General features: G+C 37.4%; 16 protein-coding genes. 8 read left to right on the forward strand and 8 right to left on the reverse strand.

Going from position 1 to position 20,460, the window contains the following annotated elements; genetic code table 11:
• Nucleotide 1: 1 nt before the first annotated feature.
• The 5 genes from Q4534_RS17990 to Q4534_RS18010 are packed head-to-tail and all read left to right on the forward strand — an operon-like array spanning nt 2 to nt 6,961.
• Nucleotides 2-2,143: a Wzz/FepE/Etk N-terminal domain-containing protein gene (locus Q4534_RS17990; protein WP_303614542.1), complete on the forward strand. Its 2,142-nt coding sequence runs from the start codon at nt 2-4 to the stop codon at nt 2,141-2,143.
• A gap of 18 nt (nt 2,144-2,161) precedes the next feature.
• Entirely contained in the window at nt 2,162-3,589 is a 1,428-nt protein-coding gene (locus Q4534_RS17995) for an O-antigen ligase (RefSeq protein ID WP_303614543.1), read from the forward strand.
• Entirely contained in the window at nt 3,582-4,484 is a 903-nt protein-coding gene (locus Q4534_RS18000; RefSeq protein ID WP_303614544.1) for a glycosyltransferase family 2 protein, read from the forward strand. Before Q4534_RS17995 ends, Q4534_RS18000 begins: the two co-directional genes overlap by 8 nt.
• Before the next feature lie 18 nt (nt 4,485-4,502).
• On the forward strand, nt 4,503-5,636 hold the full coding sequence (locus Q4534_RS18005) for a glycosyltransferase family 1 protein (RefSeq protein ID WP_303614545.1): 1,134 nt from the start codon (nt 4,503-4,505) through the stop codon (nt 5,634-5,636).
• Nucleotides 5,633-6,961 carry an oligosaccharide flippase family protein gene (locus Q4534_RS18010; RefSeq protein ID WP_303614546.1) on the forward strand — a complete coding sequence of 443 codons (1,329 nt, stop codon included), beginning with the start codon at nt 5,633-5,635 and terminating at the stop codon, nt 6,959-6,961. The genes Q4534_RS18005 and Q4534_RS18010 overlap by 4 nt, the downstream gene beginning before the upstream one ends.
• Before the next feature lie 26 nt (nt 6,962-6,987).
• On the opposite strand, the gene Q4534_RS18015 is transcribed toward Q4534_RS18010, so the two are convergent.
• Nucleotides 6,988-8,169, reverse strand: coding sequence for a glycosyltransferase (locus tag Q4534_RS18015; protein ID WP_303614547.1), 1,182 nt, complete (start codon nt 8,167-8,169; stop codon nt 6,988-6,990).
• 134 nt (nt 8,170-8,303) lie between these two features.
• Between Q4534_RS18015 and Q4534_RS18020 the strand changes: the two genes are divergently transcribed.
• Nucleotides 8,304-9,530, forward strand: coding sequence for a glycosyltransferase (locus Q4534_RS18020; RefSeq protein WP_303614548.1), 1,227 nt, complete (start codon nt 8,304-8,306; stop codon nt 9,528-9,530).
• A 128-nt stretch (nt 9,531-9,658) separates the two neighbouring features.
• On the opposite strand, the gene Q4534_RS18025 is transcribed toward Q4534_RS18020, so the two are convergent.
• The 3 genes from Q4534_RS18025 to Q4534_RS18035 form a co-directional block, all read right to left on the reverse strand.
• Entirely contained in the window at nt 9,659-10,864 is a 1,206-nt protein-coding gene (locus Q4534_RS18025; protein ID WP_303614549.1) for a sugar transferase, read from the reverse strand.
• A complete protein-coding gene (locus Q4534_RS18030; protein WP_014023023.1) occupies nt 10,857-11,264 on the reverse strand; it encodes a response regulator transcription factor in 408 nt (135 codons plus the stop codon). Before Q4534_RS18030 ends, Q4534_RS18025 begins: the two co-directional genes overlap by 8 nt.
• A 268-nt stretch (nt 11,265-11,532) precedes the next feature.
• Nucleotides 11,533-12,480 (reverse strand): UDP-glucuronic acid decarboxylase family protein, encoded by a 948-nt coding sequence (locus Q4534_RS18035; RefSeq protein WP_303614550.1) that lies wholly within the window; start codon nt 12,478-12,480, stop codon nt 11,533-11,535.
• 176 nt (nt 12,481-12,656) lie between these two features.
• Here Q4534_RS18035 and Q4534_RS18040 point away from each other — a divergent pair, with 176 nt between their 5' ends.
• Entirely contained in the window at nt 12,657-13,448 is a 792-nt protein-coding gene (locus Q4534_RS18040; protein ID WP_303614551.1) for an NIPSNAP family protein, read from the forward strand.
• 125 nt (nt 13,449-13,573) lie between these two features.
• Here the strand turns inward: Q4534_RS18040 and Q4534_RS18045 are convergent, their stop codons facing one another.
• Nucleotides 13,574-14,431, reverse strand: a complete 858-nt coding sequence (locus Q4534_RS18045) for an ABC transporter substrate-binding protein (RefSeq protein ID WP_303614552.1) — start codon at nt 14,429-14,431, stop codon at nt 13,574-13,576.
• A 199-nt stretch (nt 14,432-14,630) separates the two neighbouring features.
• Between Q4534_RS18045 and fbaA the strand changes: the two genes are divergently transcribed.
• Nucleotides 14,631-15,692 (forward strand): class II fructose-bisphosphate aldolase, encoded by a 1,062-nt coding sequence (gene fbaA / locus Q4534_RS18050; protein ID WP_303614553.1) that lies wholly within the window; start codon nt 14,631-14,633, stop codon nt 15,690-15,692.
• 394 nt (nt 15,693-16,086) lie between these two features.
• Here fbaA and Q4534_RS18055 read toward each other — a convergent pair whose 3' ends face one another.
• The 3 genes from Q4534_RS18055 to Q4534_RS18065 all read right to left on the reverse strand — a co-directional run bounded on the left by Q4534_RS18055 (nt 16,087) and on the right by Q4534_RS18065 (nt 20,456).
• Nucleotides 16,087-18,183: a S9 family peptidase gene (locus Q4534_RS18055; RefSeq protein WP_303614554.1), complete on the reverse strand. Its 2,097-nt coding sequence runs from the start codon at nt 18,181-18,183 to the stop codon at nt 16,087-16,089.
• A gap of 196 nt (nt 18,184-18,379) precedes the next feature.
• The gene (locus Q4534_RS18060; RefSeq protein ID WP_303614555.1) at nt 18,380-19,267 is read right to left on the reverse strand and encodes a sugar phosphate isomerase/epimerase; all 888 of its coding nucleotides are present in this window, start codon (nt 19,265-19,267) and stop codon (nt 18,380-18,382) included.
• Between the two features lie 10 nt (nt 19,268-19,277).
• Nucleotides 19,278-20,456: a S9 family peptidase gene (locus Q4534_RS18065; protein ID WP_303614556.1), complete on the reverse strand. Its 1,179-nt coding sequence runs from the start codon at nt 20,454-20,456 to the stop codon at nt 19,278-19,280.
• Nucleotides 20,457-20,460: the final 4 nt, after the last annotated feature.

Below are 20,460 nucleotides of genomic sequence, written 5' to 3' on the forward strand. Positions count from 1 at the left end.
AATGACAATAAAACAAATTATAAGGCTTCTTTGGAAAAACAAATTTTGGATTTTTTTAACACCAATATTTGTAGCAGTTGGGGTATTCTTCCTAACCACTAACCTTCCACGAGAATACGAAAGTTCTACCTTAATCTTTACAAACCCGACTTCCGACAGGGGAGCCACTGATGGCGGTGTGGTAAGGATGGATTTTTACACCTCTAATAATCTTTTTGATAATTTAACCTTAATAGTTAAATCCAGAACCACTATACAAGAAGCTTCTTTAAAACTATTGGCCAAGCATATGGCTCTCCCGGAACAAGACGATGAAGTGCTGTGTCAGGAGGCCTACCTTGACTTAAAATCACATATCCCACCACCTTTATGGGAGGAACTTTCTGTAGTAAATGATGAAGAAGAAACACTGAAAAATATCCTTGAAAACTTACAGACCGATGAAAACTCTCCAATTGAATATTTACTTAGAGAACATGAGTATTATTCTATCAATAAAATAATAAGTCGGCTATCAGTATCCAGAAAATTTTCCAGTGATATGATGGAGGTAAAATACAGCACCAATGATGCTGGAATATGCTACCACACGCTAAATTTTATCGCTGAATCCTTTATGAACGGCTACTCAAAAATGAAGGAGCTGGAAAACATCAATACGATTGCCTATTTCCAAAACCAACTATCCATCGCACAGGCCAAATTAAGAGATGCGGAAGAGAACCTGAAAGGTTTTATGGCTGATAATCGAATATTAAACTATTATGAACAAGGAAAATACTTGGACATTGCAAAATTGGAGCATGATCAAGATGAAGAACGTTCCAGAAGACTACTTTCCGGTACCGGATTTAATCTAGAACAAATCGAGGAGATGTTTGAAAATTTTGACCAGCGTCAAGTCATCATTGAAAATATTTCTTTGTTGCAGGATGAAATAGTCACCAGAAATTTAAAAATTCAAGGTCTATCCGTATTGGAAAATCAAGAACCACAGATAAAAAACCTTGAAAATGAAATTGAAAGTTTAGAAAAAGAAATAAAATTACTTTCAGATGATTTGTTTAAAAATAGCAATTCTATTCAGGGAGTACAAAGGGAAACTATCTTGGACCAATGGCTGTCTTTAAAAATTTCTTACGAAGAACAAAAGCAGGCCTTGGAGGTAATGAAAACAAGGAAATCATACCTACTAGAAAAAATTGACGAATTTGCACCATTAGGAGCTGAATTAAAAAAACTAGAACGTGAAGTAAGTGTAAATGAAGACCAATATCTTTCTATTTTACACGGCCTCAATATGGCATATCTCCAGAAATATGATCTGGAAATGGCCTCAACACAAAAGTTAATTGATGAACCTTACTACCCCAAAACCGCATTGGCTTCTAAAAGAATGTTAATGGTCATTGGAGGCATGTTGGGTACCGGAGGCTTGGTCCTTACGGTAGTACTTCTTTCTTTTTTCCTAGACTCTTCAATTAAGTCAGGAAAGAATGCCACAAAATTGACCTCTCTCCCTGTAGCGGGAGGATGGTTAAATGAAGAAGCTGTATCCAAAAGCGTTTATTTGGATGAACTGCATAATAATCAGATCAAATTATTTTATAATAACCTGAGCATGCATTTCCCTGAAGATGGTCAAAAAATCATTCTCTTTTATAGCCATCAAAAGGGTGAAGGAAAATCATTTTTAATCGATCATTTGGCCCAAGAGCTTAAAAGGCAAAATAGAACCACCATATTTTGTGGCAATGCAGCAGACGCGAAAAATGTTGCTTGTGAAAGCTTGGTAATAGATAAGGATACCATTTCCAACCCTAAAAAAGAACTGCATTTCTGGGAAGAAACACTTAGCAAACTACCTCACGAATTTATTTTATGGGAGCTACCAAACTTTAAGGAGAAACCTTTCAACTATTCCTTGATAAATAAATCAAATGCGCTAGTCTTGGTGACAGATGCCGGTAGGTCTTGGACCTCATCAGATGCATTTATCAATAATGGGATTACCGAAATGGTAAAAACCTCTCACTTGGTATGGCTAAACAAAATGCGAGGAGATGAACTAGAAGATATTAATGGAGAAATACCAAAGAAAAGATCTCCAATAAGAACAAAATTCAAGCAATTACTGTCTTAATGGACGCTTCTGAATAATATGCAAATCACCAAATCAAATATCTCAAATAAAGTATTTGCCCTGCTCGTTGCCGGGTTATTGAGTTTATTTGTGGTCAAAACAGGGGTAATGGGCATTGGGTTAATGCTTGTACTACCTTTTTTATTGGCAGGTGGGATTTTTATGATGAGTCACCCAAACAAGTCGCTTGCTGCAGGTTTGATTTTTGCTTTTGTATCCATAGGTGCCATCAGGTATGTGCCCAATTTACCTTTGGGACTTACCGTAGATTTTGCATTGGCCATGTTAATTGTTAGCGCCCTGTTTCACAATAAAGTGGAAACTGATTTTTCAAAACTACACAACAGCCTTATTTTAGTAACGTTAATTTGGATGGGATACAATGTCGCAGAAATCTTTAATCCGGAAGCTAGAAGTGTTACGGCCTGGTTTTATGCAGTAAGAGGAACAGCCTTGTACATGTTCCTTACAGTTCCACTTACACTCTTGTATGCCAACAAACCCTCTGATTTAAATCGGCTATTTTTTATTGTCTTTGCTTTGAGCGTTGTAGCCTCCTTTTGGGGTTTGAGACAGTATTATATTGGGCTCGATTATGCAGAAAACAGATGGCTTGATGCAGGGTCTCGCTCTACTCACGTCCTATTTGGAAATCTGAGGGTATTTAGTTTTTTCTCAGATGCCGGACAATTTGGGGCCGGAATAGCCCATTCAGGTGTGATGGCCATGGTATTAGCCCTTGGTCCCTTTACTTTAAAAAAACGAATAATATTTGCTGTGATGGCACTCTTATTCTTTTATTTAATGATCATGAGTGGCACCAGAGGGGCTTTGATGGTTCCTGTTGCAGGCTCTTTAGCTTATTTATTTGCTTCTAAAAATTTTAAACTTATGGCTGCAGGCTTGATTGCCCTCGGTCTAGCTTTTTCGTTTTTAAAATTCACCACCATAGCCAATAACAATTATCAGGTCCGTAGAATGAGGTCTGCATTGGATCCTGATGACCCATCACTAAATGTCAGGTACCTAAACCAACGGAAATTTGCTGAATACTTAAAAACCAGACCATTTGGAGGAGGGATTGGCACTTCTGGCTCTTGGGGCCAAAGATTTAGCCCAGGAACCTTTTTGGCTGAAACGCCCAATGACAGTTGGTTTGTGAAAATTTGGGCAGAAATGGGTATTGTAGGCCTATACCTGCATATAGGTATTTTAGCTTTTATCGCTGGTATGGGGCTGCTAAAAATATGGAAAGTTAAAGACCCTAGGTTACGGCAAAAACTATTGGCTTTATTCGGAGGCTATGTCGGTATTGCTGCTGCCTCCTATGGTAATCCACTCTTGGGACAGATGCCTACAGGTATCATTCTCTATATGTCATGGGCCTATTTTTTCCTAGCTGAAGACATGGACAAAAGTTTAAACAAACCACCTGAAAATGAATAAACCACTAATTTCCGTCATCACCATCAACTACAATGGCTTGGTTCATACCATGGGCTTCTTAGCGTCTTTTCAAAAAATAAGCTATCCAAATGTAGAAATTATAGTGGTAGATAATGCGTCCAAAGAATCTCCGGATAGTATTCTTGAAAAATACCCCGACACTGTCCTAATTAAAAGCCCGGTAAATGAAGGGTTTGCAGGGGGAAATAATAGAGGTATGGAAGTTGCAAAAGGTGATTTTTTCTTTCTAATTAACAATGATACGGAAGTTGCGCCTGATCTACTCGAAAGCCTTTTGGAAAGAACTGAAAAATCTGAAAAGGTAGGTTTAGTTTGTCCGAAAATACTCTACCATGAAGAACCGGACATTATACAATACGCAGGGTTTTCAGCAATTAATCCCATAACCGGGAGAGGAAGAGGCAAAGGTTATCTGGAAAAAGACGAAGGCCAATACCAAGTGGCCGAAATCACTCAATTGGCACATGGTGCAGCCATGTTTATTCCCCGAAAGGTGGTCAAGGAAATAGGACTTATGGCAGAATTGTACTTCCTATATTATGAAGAAATGGATTACTGTGAACGTATCAAGCAAGCAGGGTACGATATATGGTACGAGCCAAAAAGTTATATTCTTCACAAAGAATCTATGAGTGTGGGCAAAAACTCTCTGCTTAAAACCTATTACATGAGCAGAAACCGGTGGTTATACTTAAGAAGAAATGTAGATTACCCTTTATTTTTCTTTACTGCAGGGTATTATATGCTTATTGCACTTCCAAAAAACCTATTGGTTCATGCCATTAAGTTTGAATGGGGTCACTTTAGAAAGTATTTTAAAGGCTTTGTAGATGGGCTTTTTCTGAAAGACATCAAAGAGAACCCCACTTTATAAAACTAAACGAAACAGACAATGAGGATAGGTATAGAAGCACAACGCATTTTTAGAACAAAGAAACATGGCATGGACATGGTTGCCCTTTCCCTAATCAAAAACCTGCAACAGCTAGATACTGAAAATGAATATTTTATTTTTGTCAATGATACGGAGGACCCTTCAGCAATAAACGAAACTAAAAACTTTAAAATTGTTCCCCTCACTCCCGCACCCTACCCAATATGGGAACAGAAACATTTAGCTAAAGCAGTTAAAACATATCAGTTAGATATGCTTCACTGTACCAGTAATACGGCCCCCGTTTCATGCCCTGTCCCGCTTTTAATTACCCTTCACGACATTATCTACTTAGAAAAAATCAATCTTAAAGAAGGAACTTGGTATCAAAGACTTGGAAATATCTACAGAAGATGGAATGTGCCAAAAGTGGTGAAAAAAGCGGCCATGATATTTACAGTCTCTCATTATGAACAAAAAAGGATTGTTCAGCATTTCAATATGAAAGATGATGCCGTTCAAGTGGTTTATAATGGAGTAGCCAATCATTTTAAAGTAGAGGATCCTGAAAAACAGGAAGTGATTCGAAAAAAATACAATTTACCGAAGTCATTCATCCTTTTCTTAGGAAATACAGACCCAAAGAAAAACCTCAAAGGGGTGTTAAAAAGTTTAGCCATTCTTGAAGAAAAAAAGATCGACTATCCTGACATTGTAATGCCTGACTTTGGAAAAGAGGTGTTGATGAATATGTTAAATGAGATGAAAGCCCCACTATTGCTTTCAAAAATTCACCTTACAGGTTATATTCCAAATGAAGACCTGCCTGCCATATACAGCCAAGCAAAAGTATTTTTATACCCTTCACTAAGAGAGAGTTTTGGTCTCCCAATCTTGGAAGGGATGGCATGTGGTTGCCCTGTCCTCACCGCAGATACTTCCTCCATGCCTGAAGTTGCAGGTGATGCCGCCATAATCGTTGATCCTTTTGACCCTTCAGCTATTAGTGCGGGCATAGAGAAAATATTGGCAGATAATGCGTTAAGAGAAGAACTTATCAGCAAAGGCTTTAAAAGGCCTCCATTATTTGATTATAAAAAAGGAGCCTTGGATACACTCACTGCCTACAAAAAAATTCATGCGAAACAATGACAGATAAGAAATATTGGCTGACCGGTGGTTTTTTTACAATGATGCACCGAGGAGTAGATTTTTTACTTGGTTTTATCGGTTTTATGCTACTTGTGAGGGTTTTTAGTCCAGAAGAATTTGGGATCTGGGTTTTACTTATCACCATTGTTTCTATTATCGATATGGCTAGGAATGGATTTATCCAAAATGGGATGATAAAGTTTCTGGTAGGAAAGGAAAAGGCAATTCAAACAAAAATTCAAACCGCTTCACTTTGGTTAAATACTGCCTTGACCTTAATTATGGTCCTCTTACTATGGACTTTCTCTGTACCGTTGGAAAAATTATTGAATGCCAAAGGCTTGGCTGACCTGATTAAAATTCATTCTTTGGTGCTCCCTGTACTGATTTTTCATACCCACAATATGGTTTTAATGCAGGCAAAATACGATTTTAAAGCTTATTTTTTGGCAGGAATCAGTAAAAGCCTCCCCTTCTTTTTGGTGATTTTGTCCGGTTACTTACTGGATATTAAGTTAAGCCTGATTGAATTGGCATGGTACCAAAACCTTGCTTTCTTGTTAGCCACAATTATGTCTGTTTATCAAGTTAAAAATTATTTCAATGTTCGACTAAAGGCACAAAAATATTGGTTGAAAAGAATTTTTAATTTTGGTAAATATGTATTTGGAACCAATCTAGTTTCCATGTTAACCAATAGCTTAGACAAATTTTTATTGGGTGCTTTATTGTCTCCGGTTCAAGTGGCAATGGCCAATACTGCAGGAAGAGTTATGAATATGGTTGAAATCCCTGTTAACTCTATTGCCTCTATTAGTTACCCAAAAGCTGCTGAAGCTCATGATAAAAAGCAAAGTAAATTGGTAGGTGAGATCTATGAAAAAACGTTGGGAATGATGCTAAGTCTTACCACTCCTTTTTGGTTTTTTTGTATGATTTTCGCGCATTATATAGTCTTGCTAATAGCTGGAGATGCCTACTTGGATGCAGTTCCTTTTTTAAGAATTATGGCATTTTTGGCGCTAATCAAGCCTTTTGATAGGCAATCCGGAGTTTTTCTGGATGCCATTGGTAAACCATTTTTTAATATGCTTATGGTTTTTGGCACTTTCCTTTATGGCGCTTTATTCACATATGTTTTCATTCAATGGTTCGGGCTAATGGGAGCTGCCTATGGCTTGGTCCTTGCACTTTTCACCACCTCGATCATTAAATACATAATCTTAAATAAATTCATTGACATAAGTATGGGTCAATGTTGGATAAAAGCTTTTCTAAATTACCCAATTATGATTAAAACCCTGATAGATAAAGTTAAAAAATAATCTTTTTGAAAAATACCATTAACGAATTATTTCCAATCTTCTTCAAGGTGTTTAAATTCATGTTTGCGTTGCTTCCATAAAACATCAATCTCGGTAATTTCATTATGGCTTGTGGCCATAAAATCCTTACTCGCTTTTCTAATATTAAGCATTCCGGAAATTTGTCCCAACACAAATAGGGGGATTTTCGGAATGGCCTGTAATACTTTCTGAGGTGTTTTATTTAAAAGCAATAACAATAAAAACCCTAGTGTAAACAACATCAAACTCCCAGCCAATAGGAAGAAATAAATCCAGTTGATCAACAAGGCAACAATAGCCAAAAGACCACTTAGTCCTACCAATACAACCATTGGAGGCATGGCAGTCATTATCGCAAAATAAACACGGTTCCAATCCATTTTCATTAGCCCTTTACCTATTAATCTTAGGTTCTCAGGAAGTTGCCCAAAATAACTATTGAGCCACCTCCCCCTTTGCCTCCCTATTTGTTCGGCGCCTGTGATTTTTTCATCAAAAATTATGGCAGCACCCGCATAGGCTATAATATGTCCTTGGTCTACCAGTTCAGATTGTAAAGACTTATCCTCTGCCACAACCACTCCCTGTTTTTCCAATATCAATAACTCTTTGGCAATATTTTCACCATACAAGTGCTTTTCGATTGACATACCGGAACCTGCTATTGTGGAAGATGAGCCCAATTGAAAAGGAAGGTTCCTGACAGCAAAGTCATAATAATACTCTCCCAGTGCATCTAGAGCTGCATAGGTACCCTCTATATTTTTAGCAATTCTCTTACCTTGAACGGCCTTAAAACCATTCGCATGAAACTTACTGATTACACGTAAAAAATGGGAAGGCACAAGATTATCAGGATCAAAAACAACGACATGGCTATGTCTCTCTTTCATTTCTTTTAACACTAACCCTAAGGAGGCAACTTTACTATTTAAAAATGGTTTGGGTTGATAAATGGTGAGTTTGTCATGTTCCATCTGATCCATCTTTTCGTCAATTCCATCCGCCACCAAGTAAATATGGTAATTGGGATAATCCTGAGCAAGTAGAGCCCTCACCAATGGCCATGCGATATCCTTTTCTTTGTATACAGTAATGACACAAGCAAAGTCTGCGCTTAACTCCGTTTCCTTTAATTTAAATTTACCCCTTAAAAATGATATAAAAGTACTTAATAAAGGAAACAAAAGATAAAAGCTGCAAATACAGGAAATAATAATAAATAAAATCAAAGCTTCAAAAATTAAGGATTGTTATAAACCTAAATTTAAGCTTTCCAATGCGGAAAACATTGATTATTTTAGAAAAAAAACAGCTTTTTATGGAGGATTTTTCAAATCTTACGCTTGATAAGGTTACCATAGTTATGACCAGCATGTCCAGATGGGATGGGGAGTTTTCATCTGCTTCTTGGTCACTTGCCAAAACTTTTGCTCATAGCCAAAAGGTTATTTATGTTGACTATCCTTTTACGTTATTAGATTACTTTAAAGAAAGAAAAAAACCGTCTGTAGCTGCTAGAAAAACCGCATTGATTTGGGGGAAAGGAAGCCTAAAAACACTGACCCAGTACAGCCCTTTACTTTATGCATTGACACCTCCTTTAATGCTTCCTATAAACTGGTTACCTCCCGGAGCAATGTATGACTTCTTTTCAAATTGGAATGACAAAAGGCTAGCTAATTCAATCAATAGAGCGGTAAAAGAACTGAAAGAAGAAAACTTCATTTTCTTTAATTCTTTTAATCCACTCTATTTAACAAAATTACCGAATGGATTTAAACCCCGTGCATTTGTATACCAATCGCGGGATAATATCCGGGCTTTGGAACCTTACTTAAGGAAACATGGAGCAGGAAAGGAAATAGAAGCTGTAAAAAATGCAGACCTTAGTTTGGTGACTTCCCGTATGCTTCAAAAGGATTTGGAAAGCCTTTCAGGAAAAAATGTTGCCTACTTCCCCAACGCCGCAGACTTTGATTTGTTTAGAACAGCTTATGATAGCCAGGTGGAAATACCTGAAGACATCAAAACTATCCCCAAACCAATCATTGGTTACACTGGAAATATTTGTCATCGCTTGGACTATGATTTGATAGAAAGTATTTGTAAGGCCAACCCAGATAAAAGCATAGTTATGGTGGGGCCTAGAAACCATCAAGGACATACCAGCATTGATTTGGACAAAATCCCCAACTTGTTCTTCACTGGACCTAAAAAAATAGAGGAACTGCCCCATTACCTTGCCCACTTCCAAATATTAATATTACCCTTCCTTTGCAATGAAGTGACCAAAAGTATTTACCCCCTCAAAATTAATGAATACCTCGCTTCAGGAAAACCTATAGTTGCCACCCCTTTTTCAGAAGATATACAATCATTTCATCCACTAATTAGCCTTGAAAAAACGCCAGCGAATTTTAATGAAGCCATAGAAATAGAATTGAATTCTGACTCTGTTCAAAAAGCCAAATCAAGGTATGTCGAAGCTTCAAAAAACACTTGGAAGGGAAGAGTAAAGTTATTTTGGGAATTACTCGTCGGTTAAAAGGTAGCTTCACCAAGAAACATTCAAATCCAAAACCCAATCTTCCCGAAATAACTATTAAGTTAAGTCAAAAGCCTGTAAGAAGAAAAATAAATCAAGGTTTGAATGCTATTATGGTATATAAAATATCAAACGTTTTCGCTTTGGAACAATGCCGGAATAGTTCGCAATAATATTTTTATATCAAACCAAATACTGAAATTTTTAACATAGTCATTATCAAGACTTAACCGCTCTTCTTCAGACATGGCCCCTCTGCCTCTTTTCTCTACCTGCCAAAGGCCAGTGATACCTGCAGGACCAAGAAATCTCAGCGCATACTTATCCGTAGTGATTTTTTCAGCTTCATATAAGGGAAGTGGTCTGTTTCCCACAAGGGACATATCTCCTCTCAATACATTCCACAATTGAGGTAGCTCATCAATACTTGTATTTCTAATAAATTTGCCAATTTTTGTTACGCGTGGATCATCTTTAATTTTAATAAATGCTGCATCCTTATTGCTATCCTTTTTGGCCATAAGAATTTTTTCACATACCATTTTATTGTCATCATACATTGGCTGAAGACATCCCCCTCCTGCTTGTTCACAAAACTCGCAAAGCTCCTTTACCTCATTTACAAGTTCTTTAGGCTTTACTTCCTCTTCTTCAATGACCTCTTCTTCATTGTTATATTGATTCAGGTGCTTTAGCTGTTGCAGTTTTGCATCAGCATCAGGATCCATGGATCTAAATTTATAAAATTTAAAAATATTATACCCTGTACCAACTCTATATGAATAATAAAATACCGGACCTCTTGATTCCAACTTAATTAAAATGGCTACGATCAAAAACAAAGGAAGCAAAGCCAAAATAATTAATCCGGAAACAACAATATCAAAAACTCTTTTGACAAAAGGTGTCTTAGACCCTTTGAGGGTAGTATATTCCTGGGCTTTCTTCTTGAGTGTAGGATGTTTCATCTGGAACTCAAGTCTGGACCTCAATTGTTTTGCCCGGATCGGTTTTAAAATAAAGTCTGTTACCCCTGATGAGATCGCATAAATAATATCCTCAGGAGTAGCCTTATCGACGATCATAAAAAAGGGCAAGTCCCCAAAGCCCAATTTCTCAATTGTATTTTTCAATGTTATCCCATGAACGCCCATTAATGAGGAATCACTAAGTATCATGCAATACCCTTCCGGTGAACTAGAAAGTTGATTGTAAAAAATAATCCCATTAGAAAAAACATTGATGTCAAAAATTTCTCCTACAGCCTTTTTTATCGATTCAATTACTTCTGGATCTTCCGAAATTAAGGCAATTTTGTTGTTTTCTTTATTCATTTATTGAATCGATTGCAAATTTCCCAGTCCTTCTTAATATTGAATTTATTCGGGCTTCAAGCTCTTTTGGGTTAAATGGTTTAACCATAAAATCATCTGCCCCCATATTCAATATGTCTATTTTCTTTTCAGAAGAATCTGTAGCAGAAAGAACGATAAGAGGAATCGAAGAGAAAAAACCACTTGAACGAACCATTTCAACAAATTCAGCCCCACTAATTTCCGGCATGTTCAAGTCACAAATAATTATATCTGGAAGATCTCCCTCTTGCATACTTGCTATGGCATCTGCAGGTTTGTTAAAGACCTTTACATCAAATTTACTTTTAAAATAATGCTGTATGATTAGAAGAACAGAAGGTTCGTCATCTATACCAAAAATTTTATACTTATTTTTCATAGTTGCAAAAATTCGTAATACCAATTTAAATACTAATAAAGGTAAAAACGAACAAGCAAATAAAAAAAGGATTTAATATTTAATTTCCCTATTAAATCAAATGATATTAAATAAATTTAACTTTTAATTTTACAATTATTATAAATTACAAAATATAGTATTCAAATAACTTATTTATGTATTTTAAAAAATTCCTTCAGAAACAAAAAAGCATTGCTCATTTTTAAAGAGCAATGCTTTATGGGATCACTTTGTAGTGCTACAATCCTTATACGTTATCTTCCTTAAGAATAAGGTCAAAATATTTTATGGTTTCTACCAAGCCTTCTTTTAGTTGAACTTTGGGTTCCCAACCCAATTCTTTTCTTGCCAAATCAATAATTGGTTTTCTCTGCATAGGATCATCCTGTGGAAGAGGCAAGAATTTAAGTTTGCTTTTTGAGCCGGTAAGTTCCAATACATTTTCAGCCAATTCAAGCATGGTAAATTCTACCGGATTTCCAATATTAATTGGTCCGATTACATCATCAGAGCTATTCATCAATTTATACATACCTGAGATCAGGTCGCTTACATACCCAAAACTCCTGGTCTGCATTCCATCTCCAAAAATTGTTATGTCCTCCCCTTTTAATGCTTGAACAATAAAATTACTCACCACACGGCCGTCTGATGGATGCATTCTTGGTCCATAGGTATTAAATATACGCATGACCTTGATGTTTAAATCGTGCTGCCTATGGTAATCAAAAAACAAAGTTTCCGCACATCTCTTCCCTTCATCATAGCAGGCCCTTGGTCCGGTCACACTGACACTTCCCTTATAGCTTTCGGGTTGTGGATGTATTTCCGGATCACCATAAACTTCACTCGTGCTGGCCTGTAAAATTTTAATCTTCAGTCTTTTTGCCAGGCCCAACATATTAATGGCACCTATCACACTTGTTTTGGTGGTTTGAACAGGGTCGAATTGATAATGAACCGGACTAGCAGGACAAGCAAGATTATAAATCTCATCTACCTCTACATACAAAGGAAGTGTTACATCATGCCTCAAAAATTCAAAATTCTTATTCTCCAATAAATGGTGAATGTTTCTTCTTCTACCTGTAAAAAGATTATCGGCACAAATCACTTCATTGCCCTCTTCTAAAAGTTTGTCACAAAGGTGACTGCCCAAAAACCCAGCTCCACCTGTTACTAAAATCCTTTTCATCTTATCAAAATAATTAGTTAAAAACCTAAAGTCTAAAATTCCTATTGTCTAAAATTCAAAAATAATAATATATTTCCCATTCAAATAACTTTTTTTTAATGTTATCCATAATTTACTTAATTTTAAGTACCAATACCATAATCTAAACAATAAAACCATCAAAAACCTAAAATAAAATGAAATGTAACCTCCGTATTTTTAAGTTATTGCCATTATTTTTGCTCTCCATAATTTCCTTCGCACAACTAAAAGCACAAGATGGGAAAAAAGATCTGTATGAATTGAGAGTGTATCACCTCGACAATTTAAAACAAATTGAAGTAATTGAAGACTATTTAGAAAATGCCTTTATCCCGGCTGCCCATCGTGCAGGAGTAGAGAATGTTGGTGTTTTTAAGCCACTTCCAACAGAGCCTGATGCAGGAAAAAAAATCTATGTTTTCCTTCCATTTACTAAATCAAAGGATTATTTCAGGTTTCAAAGAAAATTGAAAACTGATGCCAAACATCAGGAAGATGGCAAAGATTATATTCAAGCAGCATTTGACAATCCTTCTTTCAGTAGGGTCGAGACATCTTTAATGCAAGCTTTTGAAACACGAACTAGAATGGCGCTACCTAAATTAAGCTCTCCTAAAAGTGAAAGAGTGTATGAATTGAGAAGTTATGAGTCAGCCACAGAAAGACTTTACCACCAGAAAGTAAAAATGTTTAATGAAGGTGAAATTGATATTTTTGATGAACTGAATTTCAATGGAGTATTTTATGGTGAACCTCTAGCAGGAGCTAATATGCCTAACCTGGTTTATATGACTGCATTTGAAAATATGGAAGACAGAGATGCACATTGGGCCGCATTTAGTGATTACCCTGCTTGGTTGGCCCTAAAAGCCAATAGTGAATATGACAATACAGTGTCAAAAAATGACAAGCGACTATTAAGACCTACCCCTTATTCAGATTTCTAAAAATCTGGCTTGATTAAAAAAACCGATCATAAGAAACTATGATCGGTTTTTTTATGCATAAGCATTAATTGACAGCTTATATAAATTCGGTAATTCGAGTTACCTCGGATAATATAGGATTTTACCTACAATTTCTCATAAATTTCACTTGGTTCAAGCTTTTTATCAATAAGCCCTAAACTTATCAAAGCATCCAAAGTATTGTCAATATCCTGCACCGGCACCTCTGCATTTACTGCCCAATCTGTTTGTTGTATCCATTCTTGAACATCTCTCGGATCAAGCGAGTATGCTTTACTTATTGGTAAAACAAACCTTTGCTTGTCTTCCATAAGCGCCTTATTAATGCGATACAACTCTTTTTTAATATTGATGAGAACGTCCGGCTTATTTTTTAGCATTGGCTCAGAAGCAACGATTACAAAGCAAGGCCAAGGTGTAGGAATTTCTCCCACTCTTCCAAAAAGCCCTTTATCTACCAAGGGTTTTGTTGTATATTTTTCCCACAGAAAGGCTTTGACTTCCTTTTCTTTAAAAGAATTAATGGCACCATCCAAATTATTTATTATCTGAAAATTAAGATCCTGAGGGTCCCACCCTTCTCTTTTTGCAAGAAGATAAGCCATTAAATGTGAGCCTGAACCTTTTCTGCTGATTAGAAAAGGGTTTTTTCTCAATTCATCAAGTTTTTGAACCTGGCAAGCACCGGGTACATGAATTCCCCAAACCAAGGGAGACTTTACGTGGTACCCAATGATTTTCCCAGGATTACCATCCACTTTGTCTTTCAAAAAACTTTCGGTAAGAACAATGGCCAAATCTGTTGCTCCTGTTCTAATGGCGCTATTCATAGCACCGGACCCCTTGGGTTCATTCTCCCAAACAAGTTGAACCTGATCCGCCAAAAAAGGTTGTTCTTTTACCAATTGCTGCCATGGAAAATTGAAATGTTCCGGCACCCCTGTTATCCTTATTGTTTCCATAAAACAAATATATAAAGGAAATTTTATAGTTTACAACCGATTAAATTGGATAAAAAAATTATGAAATATTCCGTAAAAATGAATTTTTCAATCAAAACATAAGGCAATTGTTCTGCACTATTTATATCTTTGAGTTCTTAATCAATTACTTTGGTGGATTGATGCGGATCAAATTTAATACAACCATAAATTATTTAATATGAAATTCAAACCTGGAGTAAAGTACGGCGAAGAGCTTAAAGACCTATTGGCCTATGCCAAAGAAAGTGAATTTGCAATGCCAGCAGTAAACTGTATCAACAGTAATACTGTGAACGCTGTTTTAGAAACCGCAAAAAGGGTCAACTCCCCGGTGATGATTCAGTTTTCAAATGGTGGTGCTCAGTTTTATGCTGGTAAAGGCCTTCCTAATGATAAGCAACAAGCATCTATAGCAGGTGGTGTTTCCGGTGCCCTGCATGTTCATAAAATGGCTGAAATATATGGAGTCCCTGTAGTTTTACACACGGACCATGCAGCTAAGAAACTGCTTCCTTGGATAGACGGTTTACTCGCCGAAGGAAAAGCCTATTTTGAAGCTTATAAAAAACCTCTTTTTAGCTCTCACATGCTAGATTTATCTGAAGAGTCTATAGAGGAAAACATAGAAACATCTGTCAAATATTTCAAAGAGTTTGCCAAAATCAAAATGGCAATAGAAATTGAACTAGGTGTGACTGGTGGAGAAGAAGACGGTGTAGACAATACAGAAATCGATAGCTCCAAACTATATACTCAGCCTGAAGAAGTAGCTTATGCTTATGAGGAGTTGAAAAAAGTAGACGACTTGTTCACTGTTGCTGCCGCATTTGGAAATGTTCATGGGGTTTATAAGCCGGGAAATGTATCATTGAAACCAATAATTTTGAAAAACTCTCAGGATTATATCAATGAGAAATTCGGAACTACCGGTAAACCTGTGAATTTCGTATTCCATGGTGGATCAGGGTCTACTGTAGAAGAAATTAGAGAAGCCAATAGCTATGGATCTGTTAAAATGAATATTGACACAGATCTTCAGTGGGCGTTCTGGGAAGGTGTATTGAAATACTACCACAGCAAAGAAGGATATCTTCAGACTCAATTGGGAAATCCTGAAGGCGCAGACAATCCTAACAAAAAGTCTTATGACCCTAGGGTATGGCTTAGGAAAGGTGAAGAGAACTTCGGCAAAAGATTAGAACTTGCCTTCGATATGCTAAATGCATTGGATAGAAATTAAGTTTAAAAAATGCGATTTAATTGTTAAAGCTGCCCTATTTGGGCAGCTTTTTTTGTTATAGGTTTATTGAAATCCCCTCTAAAGCTGTCCCCCAATGATTTATTAGTTTGACATTTAACACTATTTAAAATGGGACCTCAACTTACATATCTTCTTAATTCGCCCTCCAATAATTTTGGGACCATTTTTTCTGATCCCGATCATAAAACTAAACTGGTACTGTCCCAATTTGCGTGTCTGTTTGGTAGGTTCTCCACAGCTCACTTTAGTATCTATTCGGGTTAAAAGCACTCCCCTATTAAACAAAAAAAGCACCGAGTAAAAACTCGATGCTTTTAATCTGCATTCATGTTTCAGGTCAAATCTGTTCCTGAAATTATAACAATACCTTTGCTCAAGGGTTAAGCCATTTTGTCAAATAGGCTTTTCTATCGTTGCCATTTTTCACAGAAAGGGCTTTGATTTTTTCTTCTCCACCACGTTCAGGTAATAGGGAGTATTCTTTTTTCAATTCGGTATTTTCATGAAGTACCAAGGGATTGGTAATGCTCAAATTCTCCAATAAATCCGGCAGGTCATAATGCTTCAATGCTCCGGCTACTGAGTAATTAATTTCACTAGTATTATACCTGAAGGACTCAACTATTCCTCGATAAGAACTCATTGGATCTATTAATGCTATTGAAGATATCGCAGGGTTGAAATTTGCTGCATGAAGCAGTACAGAAGACATTTCTCCCTTAGCAAGGCCTTTGACCTCTCTCGCACCTTCTTTTTCCTGTAAAACAGCTACCAAACGATTGGCATCGCCTGCATGCAATCCTACAATACTTCTTCCAATAAGGATACTCTCAAACCAGAGGTTGTAAGAATTTCCGTCAAAATTGGCATCACCTCCAAAATCACCATTTCCCATCTCTCCGGTATTTAAAAGGTCCGGAGCAAGAACCATGGCTCCTGCTTTGACTAAAGCCTCCATGTCTCCACCAACACCGGCATCAATAGCTTTACCTGATGGATCTAAATACAGTACCGCTTTATCTGTAGCATGATCAGGTTTCATCAATAGATAAGGCAACCAGTAGTCTCCCTCACCCTTCATCAGGTGTTGTTCTATGGTATACCCGTCACGTTGAAATCTTCCCACCATCATGGTTTCTGACAATGTTTCCGGTTTTTGATAACCTGAAAGTTTCTTTGCCCAGGCTACTTTCTCTCCCAAAGTACCATTCAATTCTTGCAGTCCAGCCTTGTTAAGGTCATAGGTTGTTTTTCCATTATAGCTCGTCACAAGCTGCCCTGTAGGAGAAACCTGCAATACTTCCATAGAGAGGGTATCGATATCTTCATCTTCTACTCCACCCGGTAAACTAAGGTGCTTCCTAAAGAAAGCATACATGCGCTCTCTGTTTTTCTTTGTCGAAGCATGGCCATCATCATCTTCAATTTTTTGAAAATTCTCAGAAACGCCATAGGCATCATATATTCTTTGAACTTGCTTACTGGTTTCTCTAACCCCTTCTATATTGAACATGTCCCGGGTAGTAGAGATAAGCAAGTTGGGTTTAGGAGCTCTGACGATCATTAGATCAGGATGGTCCAATCCCTCTGCAATGGCATGGTAAAAATTTTGCTCTGCATCCTGAGGACCATGGGTAAGCATCAGTCGCTTGAAATTGGTAATGTAATTTTCAGGGGCAGACGCATTAATTCTTTCATCAAAGGCAGCAATATAGGAAGATTGCGTACCGCCTCCTGACCTACCTGTAATTCCGATTCTGTCCGGATCCACTTCTTTTCTGGTCATCAGGTAATCTACCACCCTGATACCATCCCAAATCATATGTCTGGCCTCGGAGGAACCGGCAATAAATGCTTGCGCACCCGGATAAGAATGTTGTTTAGTGGGGCCTCCCACTTGAACTTCATTGGTCTTATGGTCAAAATATTCCAATCTTTCTCCTTGACCCAAGGGATCAAAGCCGAAAACTATAAAGCCCTTCTTGACAAGGTTTAAAATTACATGCTGATAAGTAGGAGCTCTATAAGCAAGGGGTGTATGTCCCGAACAATAAATAATAGCAGGCGTTTTTCCCTTAGCGCCATCAGGTATAAAAAGGGTACCGCTTACATATAAGCCCGGTTGAGATTCAAAGACAATGTTTTCAAATCTATATCCATTTCCTTTATGCTTTGCCGTAACTTTTGGATTCAAAGGAGTTTTCTCAGGAAAAGGCCCAACCACTTTCATCAATTTTTCTTTTGCTTTGGCCTGCCAGTCTTTCCATTCAGCCAATGAAGAGATGGATGCAATGGCTTTTTCTCTCTTCTCCAACAATTGAAGTGCCTGATCGCTCTGATATTTGTAGAGCGCATTGGGACCATCGGTGAAATTTACCCAATGGGACTTGATAACTGTTAGGTCTTCCTGGGCAAAACCAATAGAAGACAAGCAAATTAAAAGAAGTAGTGTCAGTGGTATTTTTTTCATTTAAAGAATATTTGTGATTATAGGCAACACAGGTCATTAAAACCTGCAATTGGTTAATTTTAAAAGTTTTTTATTGAAATCACCTGAGCATGAAATTATTTTTCGGATAATATTCGGAGTCAAAAAGAAAAAAAAATTCTTTAATTCTTCTATTTCAGAAATTTAATATTCCTCGCACTTCTCAGGTCACTTGGGGCTATAGATTTTTGAGATACTTGTCAAAGGTCTTTTTCTGGGCGATCATTGAAGCCAATTTATCTGCAGGGTCACTATGGGATTCTATTAAAATCCAACCATTATATTCAGCTTGATGCAATAATTGAAGCAATGCCTGAAAAGGGTAATCGTTTTCATCGAAAGCCCTTATATGGGTGGTATCCCCTATCCATTTTTTCACCATATTAAAGTTCCCCACCAAACCCGGCTCCATAAGGTCAGTATTGTTGCTATTCCAGCAAATTTTCACATTGGATGAAGTTACTTGATCGAATATTGCTTTCATGATCGGAAGTTGTTGGGTAACTTTCCCATGCACCTCCACACGTACCAATTGACCGTAATCTTTGGCGTATTCTCCAACCTCACTAAAGGATCGGGCTATTTGAGCAATGGTTTTTTCCCTTGGCACTTCTTCCGGAAGTCGATTGGGTTTTACTTTAATTCCGGAAGCCCCAATATCATGGCACAATTTGATATATTCTTTGGTATCTCTAATATTGGCGGCTAATTCTGAAGGGTCAGGACTATGGTATTCATAATTGCTTCCATACCCTACACAGGTCACCGGACTATCTTTAAACCTCTTTCTGACCTCTTTACGTTCTTTTTCGCTAAGGTTGGTTTCCACCCCATGAGCATGCTGTGTGCGAAGTTCTAAACCTTCATAACCGGCATTTTCACAATTGCTAATAAGTTCCGGCAAAGTCCAATCCTTACCCCATAAGTAAGTTACCAGACCAAGCTTCATGGGTGCTGCTCTTGTTATTTGCGGGCTAGCCCAAGCAGTTCCCATGCTGCTCAAGGCAATACTGCTTAAAAGACTTTTTTTAAGGAATTCTCTTCTGTTATTTTGGTCGTTTTTCATTTTTTTGGGTTTACCATTTGATTTTATCTATAGAAGTAATTCCATAAGCTGGAAATGGATTGGCATCAGTGAAAGGATACAAAGCTTTTTGATCTTCCACAACCACTGCTTCTTCCTTCAATCTTCCATCCTCATACATCGCCTTAGATAGATCTAAATCTAAATGCTTTGCTAAAAATGGATAGACCGCCTGCCTTTTTTTATCGTCATAGCCGTGGTTATCTTCAGCAATGTGTCTATTTTCAACCATTTCCGGATGACCTTTCAAACCGTAAATGTATTGAATATGAGGAAATTCAACATTGGGGGTGTTTTTTGTCCAATCCCCTCCTACGGAGGTCAGCAAAAGTGGTTTGGGTGCAATTACAGCTGCGATTTCCACATTGTTGGTTTGATAGTTTTTTGCTTTATGAATAGGCATTCCACTTTCGCAAGTACAGCCACCAAAAAAATGTGCTGACACCATTACAACAGGAGCAGCCACATCTATACGGTCATCCACAGCGGCCAAAAGAAAAGATTGAGTTCCTCCTCCTGAAGCTCCTGTAACAGCCAATTTATCAGGGTCAGCCCCAAGAGAAAGCATAAAATCTACGCTTCTAATACTGTTCCATAGTTGTAATTTAAGCACTTCACCATCTCTATGTCCCCAACCAATCTCTTCCATTTGACCATAGCCAACAGCGTCGTATGCCCATACTATGGCTCCCATTCTGGCCATAGAGGCAAATCTTTTTTGTGCATCAGGTCTGTACCTTCCAACATCTCCCGGCTTTGTCCAATGTCCATGAGGGCTTAAAATCCCCGGTATTTTGCCCGGGTTTTCATTGGGCATATATAAACTTCCGGTAACATATACCCCAGGCAAGCTTTCAAAAGCTACATTTTGAACCACATAACCATCATACTGCCTGATTTCTCCCATTATTGGTTTTAAAGGAGACTTTTTTGGCATTTTATTTAAGCCTGTTCCTTTTAAAATTTGTTTTCTAATAGCTACGGCTCTTTTGTCCCACTCCTTTTCAGTACTGTATTTTTCTTTTTCCATTTGAAGAAAGGTAGCCCCTTCTTCTTCTGTCCAATGATCACCAACACAGAGCATGTCTGTATCTATACTTTGAGCACTCACTACTACTGGGTAGGAGAAAAACAGGGTGAGAACCGCTACTAAATAACAATTTGATTTCATAAGA

The sequence above is a fragment of the Cyclobacterium sp. 1_MG-2023 genome (genome assembly GCF_030546805.1).
In the GTDB taxonomy this organism is placed as follows: Bacteria; Bacteroidota; Bacteroidia; order Cytophagales; family Cyclobacteriaceae; genus Cyclobacterium.

Excerpts from the sequence above, each read along its gene's own strand:
- Q4534_RS17990 (WP_303614542.1), top strand. The coding sequence starts at position 2 with ATGACAATAAAACAAATTATAAGGCTTCTTTGGAAAAACAAATTTTGG.
- Q4534_RS17995 (WP_303614543.1), top strand. The coding sequence starts at position 2,162 with ATGCAAATCACCAAATCAAATATCTCAAATAAAGTATTTGCCCTGCTC.
- Q4534_RS18000 (WP_303614544.1), top strand. The coding sequence starts at position 3,582 with ATGAATAAACCACTAATTTCCGTCATCACCATCAACTACAATGGCTTG.
- Q4534_RS18005 (WP_303614545.1), top strand. The coding sequence starts at position 4,503 with ATGAGGATAGGTATAGAAGCACAACGCATTTTTAGAACAAAGAAACAT.
- Q4534_RS18010 (WP_303614546.1), top strand. The coding sequence starts at position 5,633 with ATGACAGATAAGAAATATTGGCTGACCGGTGGTTTTTTTACAATGATG.
- Q4534_RS18020 (WP_303614548.1), top strand. The coding sequence starts at position 8,304 with ATGGAGGATTTTTCAAATCTTACGCTTGATAAGGTTACCATAGTTATG.
- Q4534_RS18025 (WP_303614549.1), bottom strand. The coding sequence starts at position 10,864 with ATGAATAAAGAAAACAACAAAATTGCCTTAATTTCGGAAGATCCAGAA.
- Q4534_RS18030 (WP_014023023.1), bottom strand. The coding sequence starts at position 11,264 with ATGAAAAATAAGTATAAAATTTTTGGTATAGATGACGAACCTTCTGTT.
- Q4534_RS18035 (WP_303614550.1), bottom strand. The coding sequence starts at position 12,480 with ATGAAAAGGATTTTAGTAACAGGTGGAGCTGGGTTTTTGGGCAGTCAC.
- Q4534_RS18040 (WP_303614551.1), top strand. The coding sequence starts at position 12,657 with ATGAAATGTAACCTCCGTATTTTTAAGTTATTGCCATTATTTTTGCTC.
- Q4534_RS18045 (WP_303614552.1), bottom strand. The coding sequence starts at position 14,431 with ATGGAAACAATAAGGATAACAGGGGTGCCGGAACATTTCAATTTTCCA.
- fbaA (WP_303614553.1), top strand. The coding sequence starts at position 14,631 with ATGAAATTCAAACCTGGAGTAAAGTACGGCGAAGAGCTTAAAGACCTA.
- Q4534_RS18055 (WP_303614554.1), bottom strand. The coding sequence starts at position 18,183 with ATGAAAAAAATACCACTGACACTACTTCTTTTAATTTGCTTGTCTTCT.
- Q4534_RS18060 (WP_303614555.1), bottom strand. The coding sequence starts at position 19,267 with ATGAAAAACGACCAAAATAACAGAAGAGAATTCCTTAAAAAAAGTCTT.
- Q4534_RS18065 (WP_303614556.1), bottom strand. The coding sequence starts at position 20,456 with ATGAAATCAAATTGTTATTTAGTAGCGGTTCTCACCCTGTTTTTCTCC.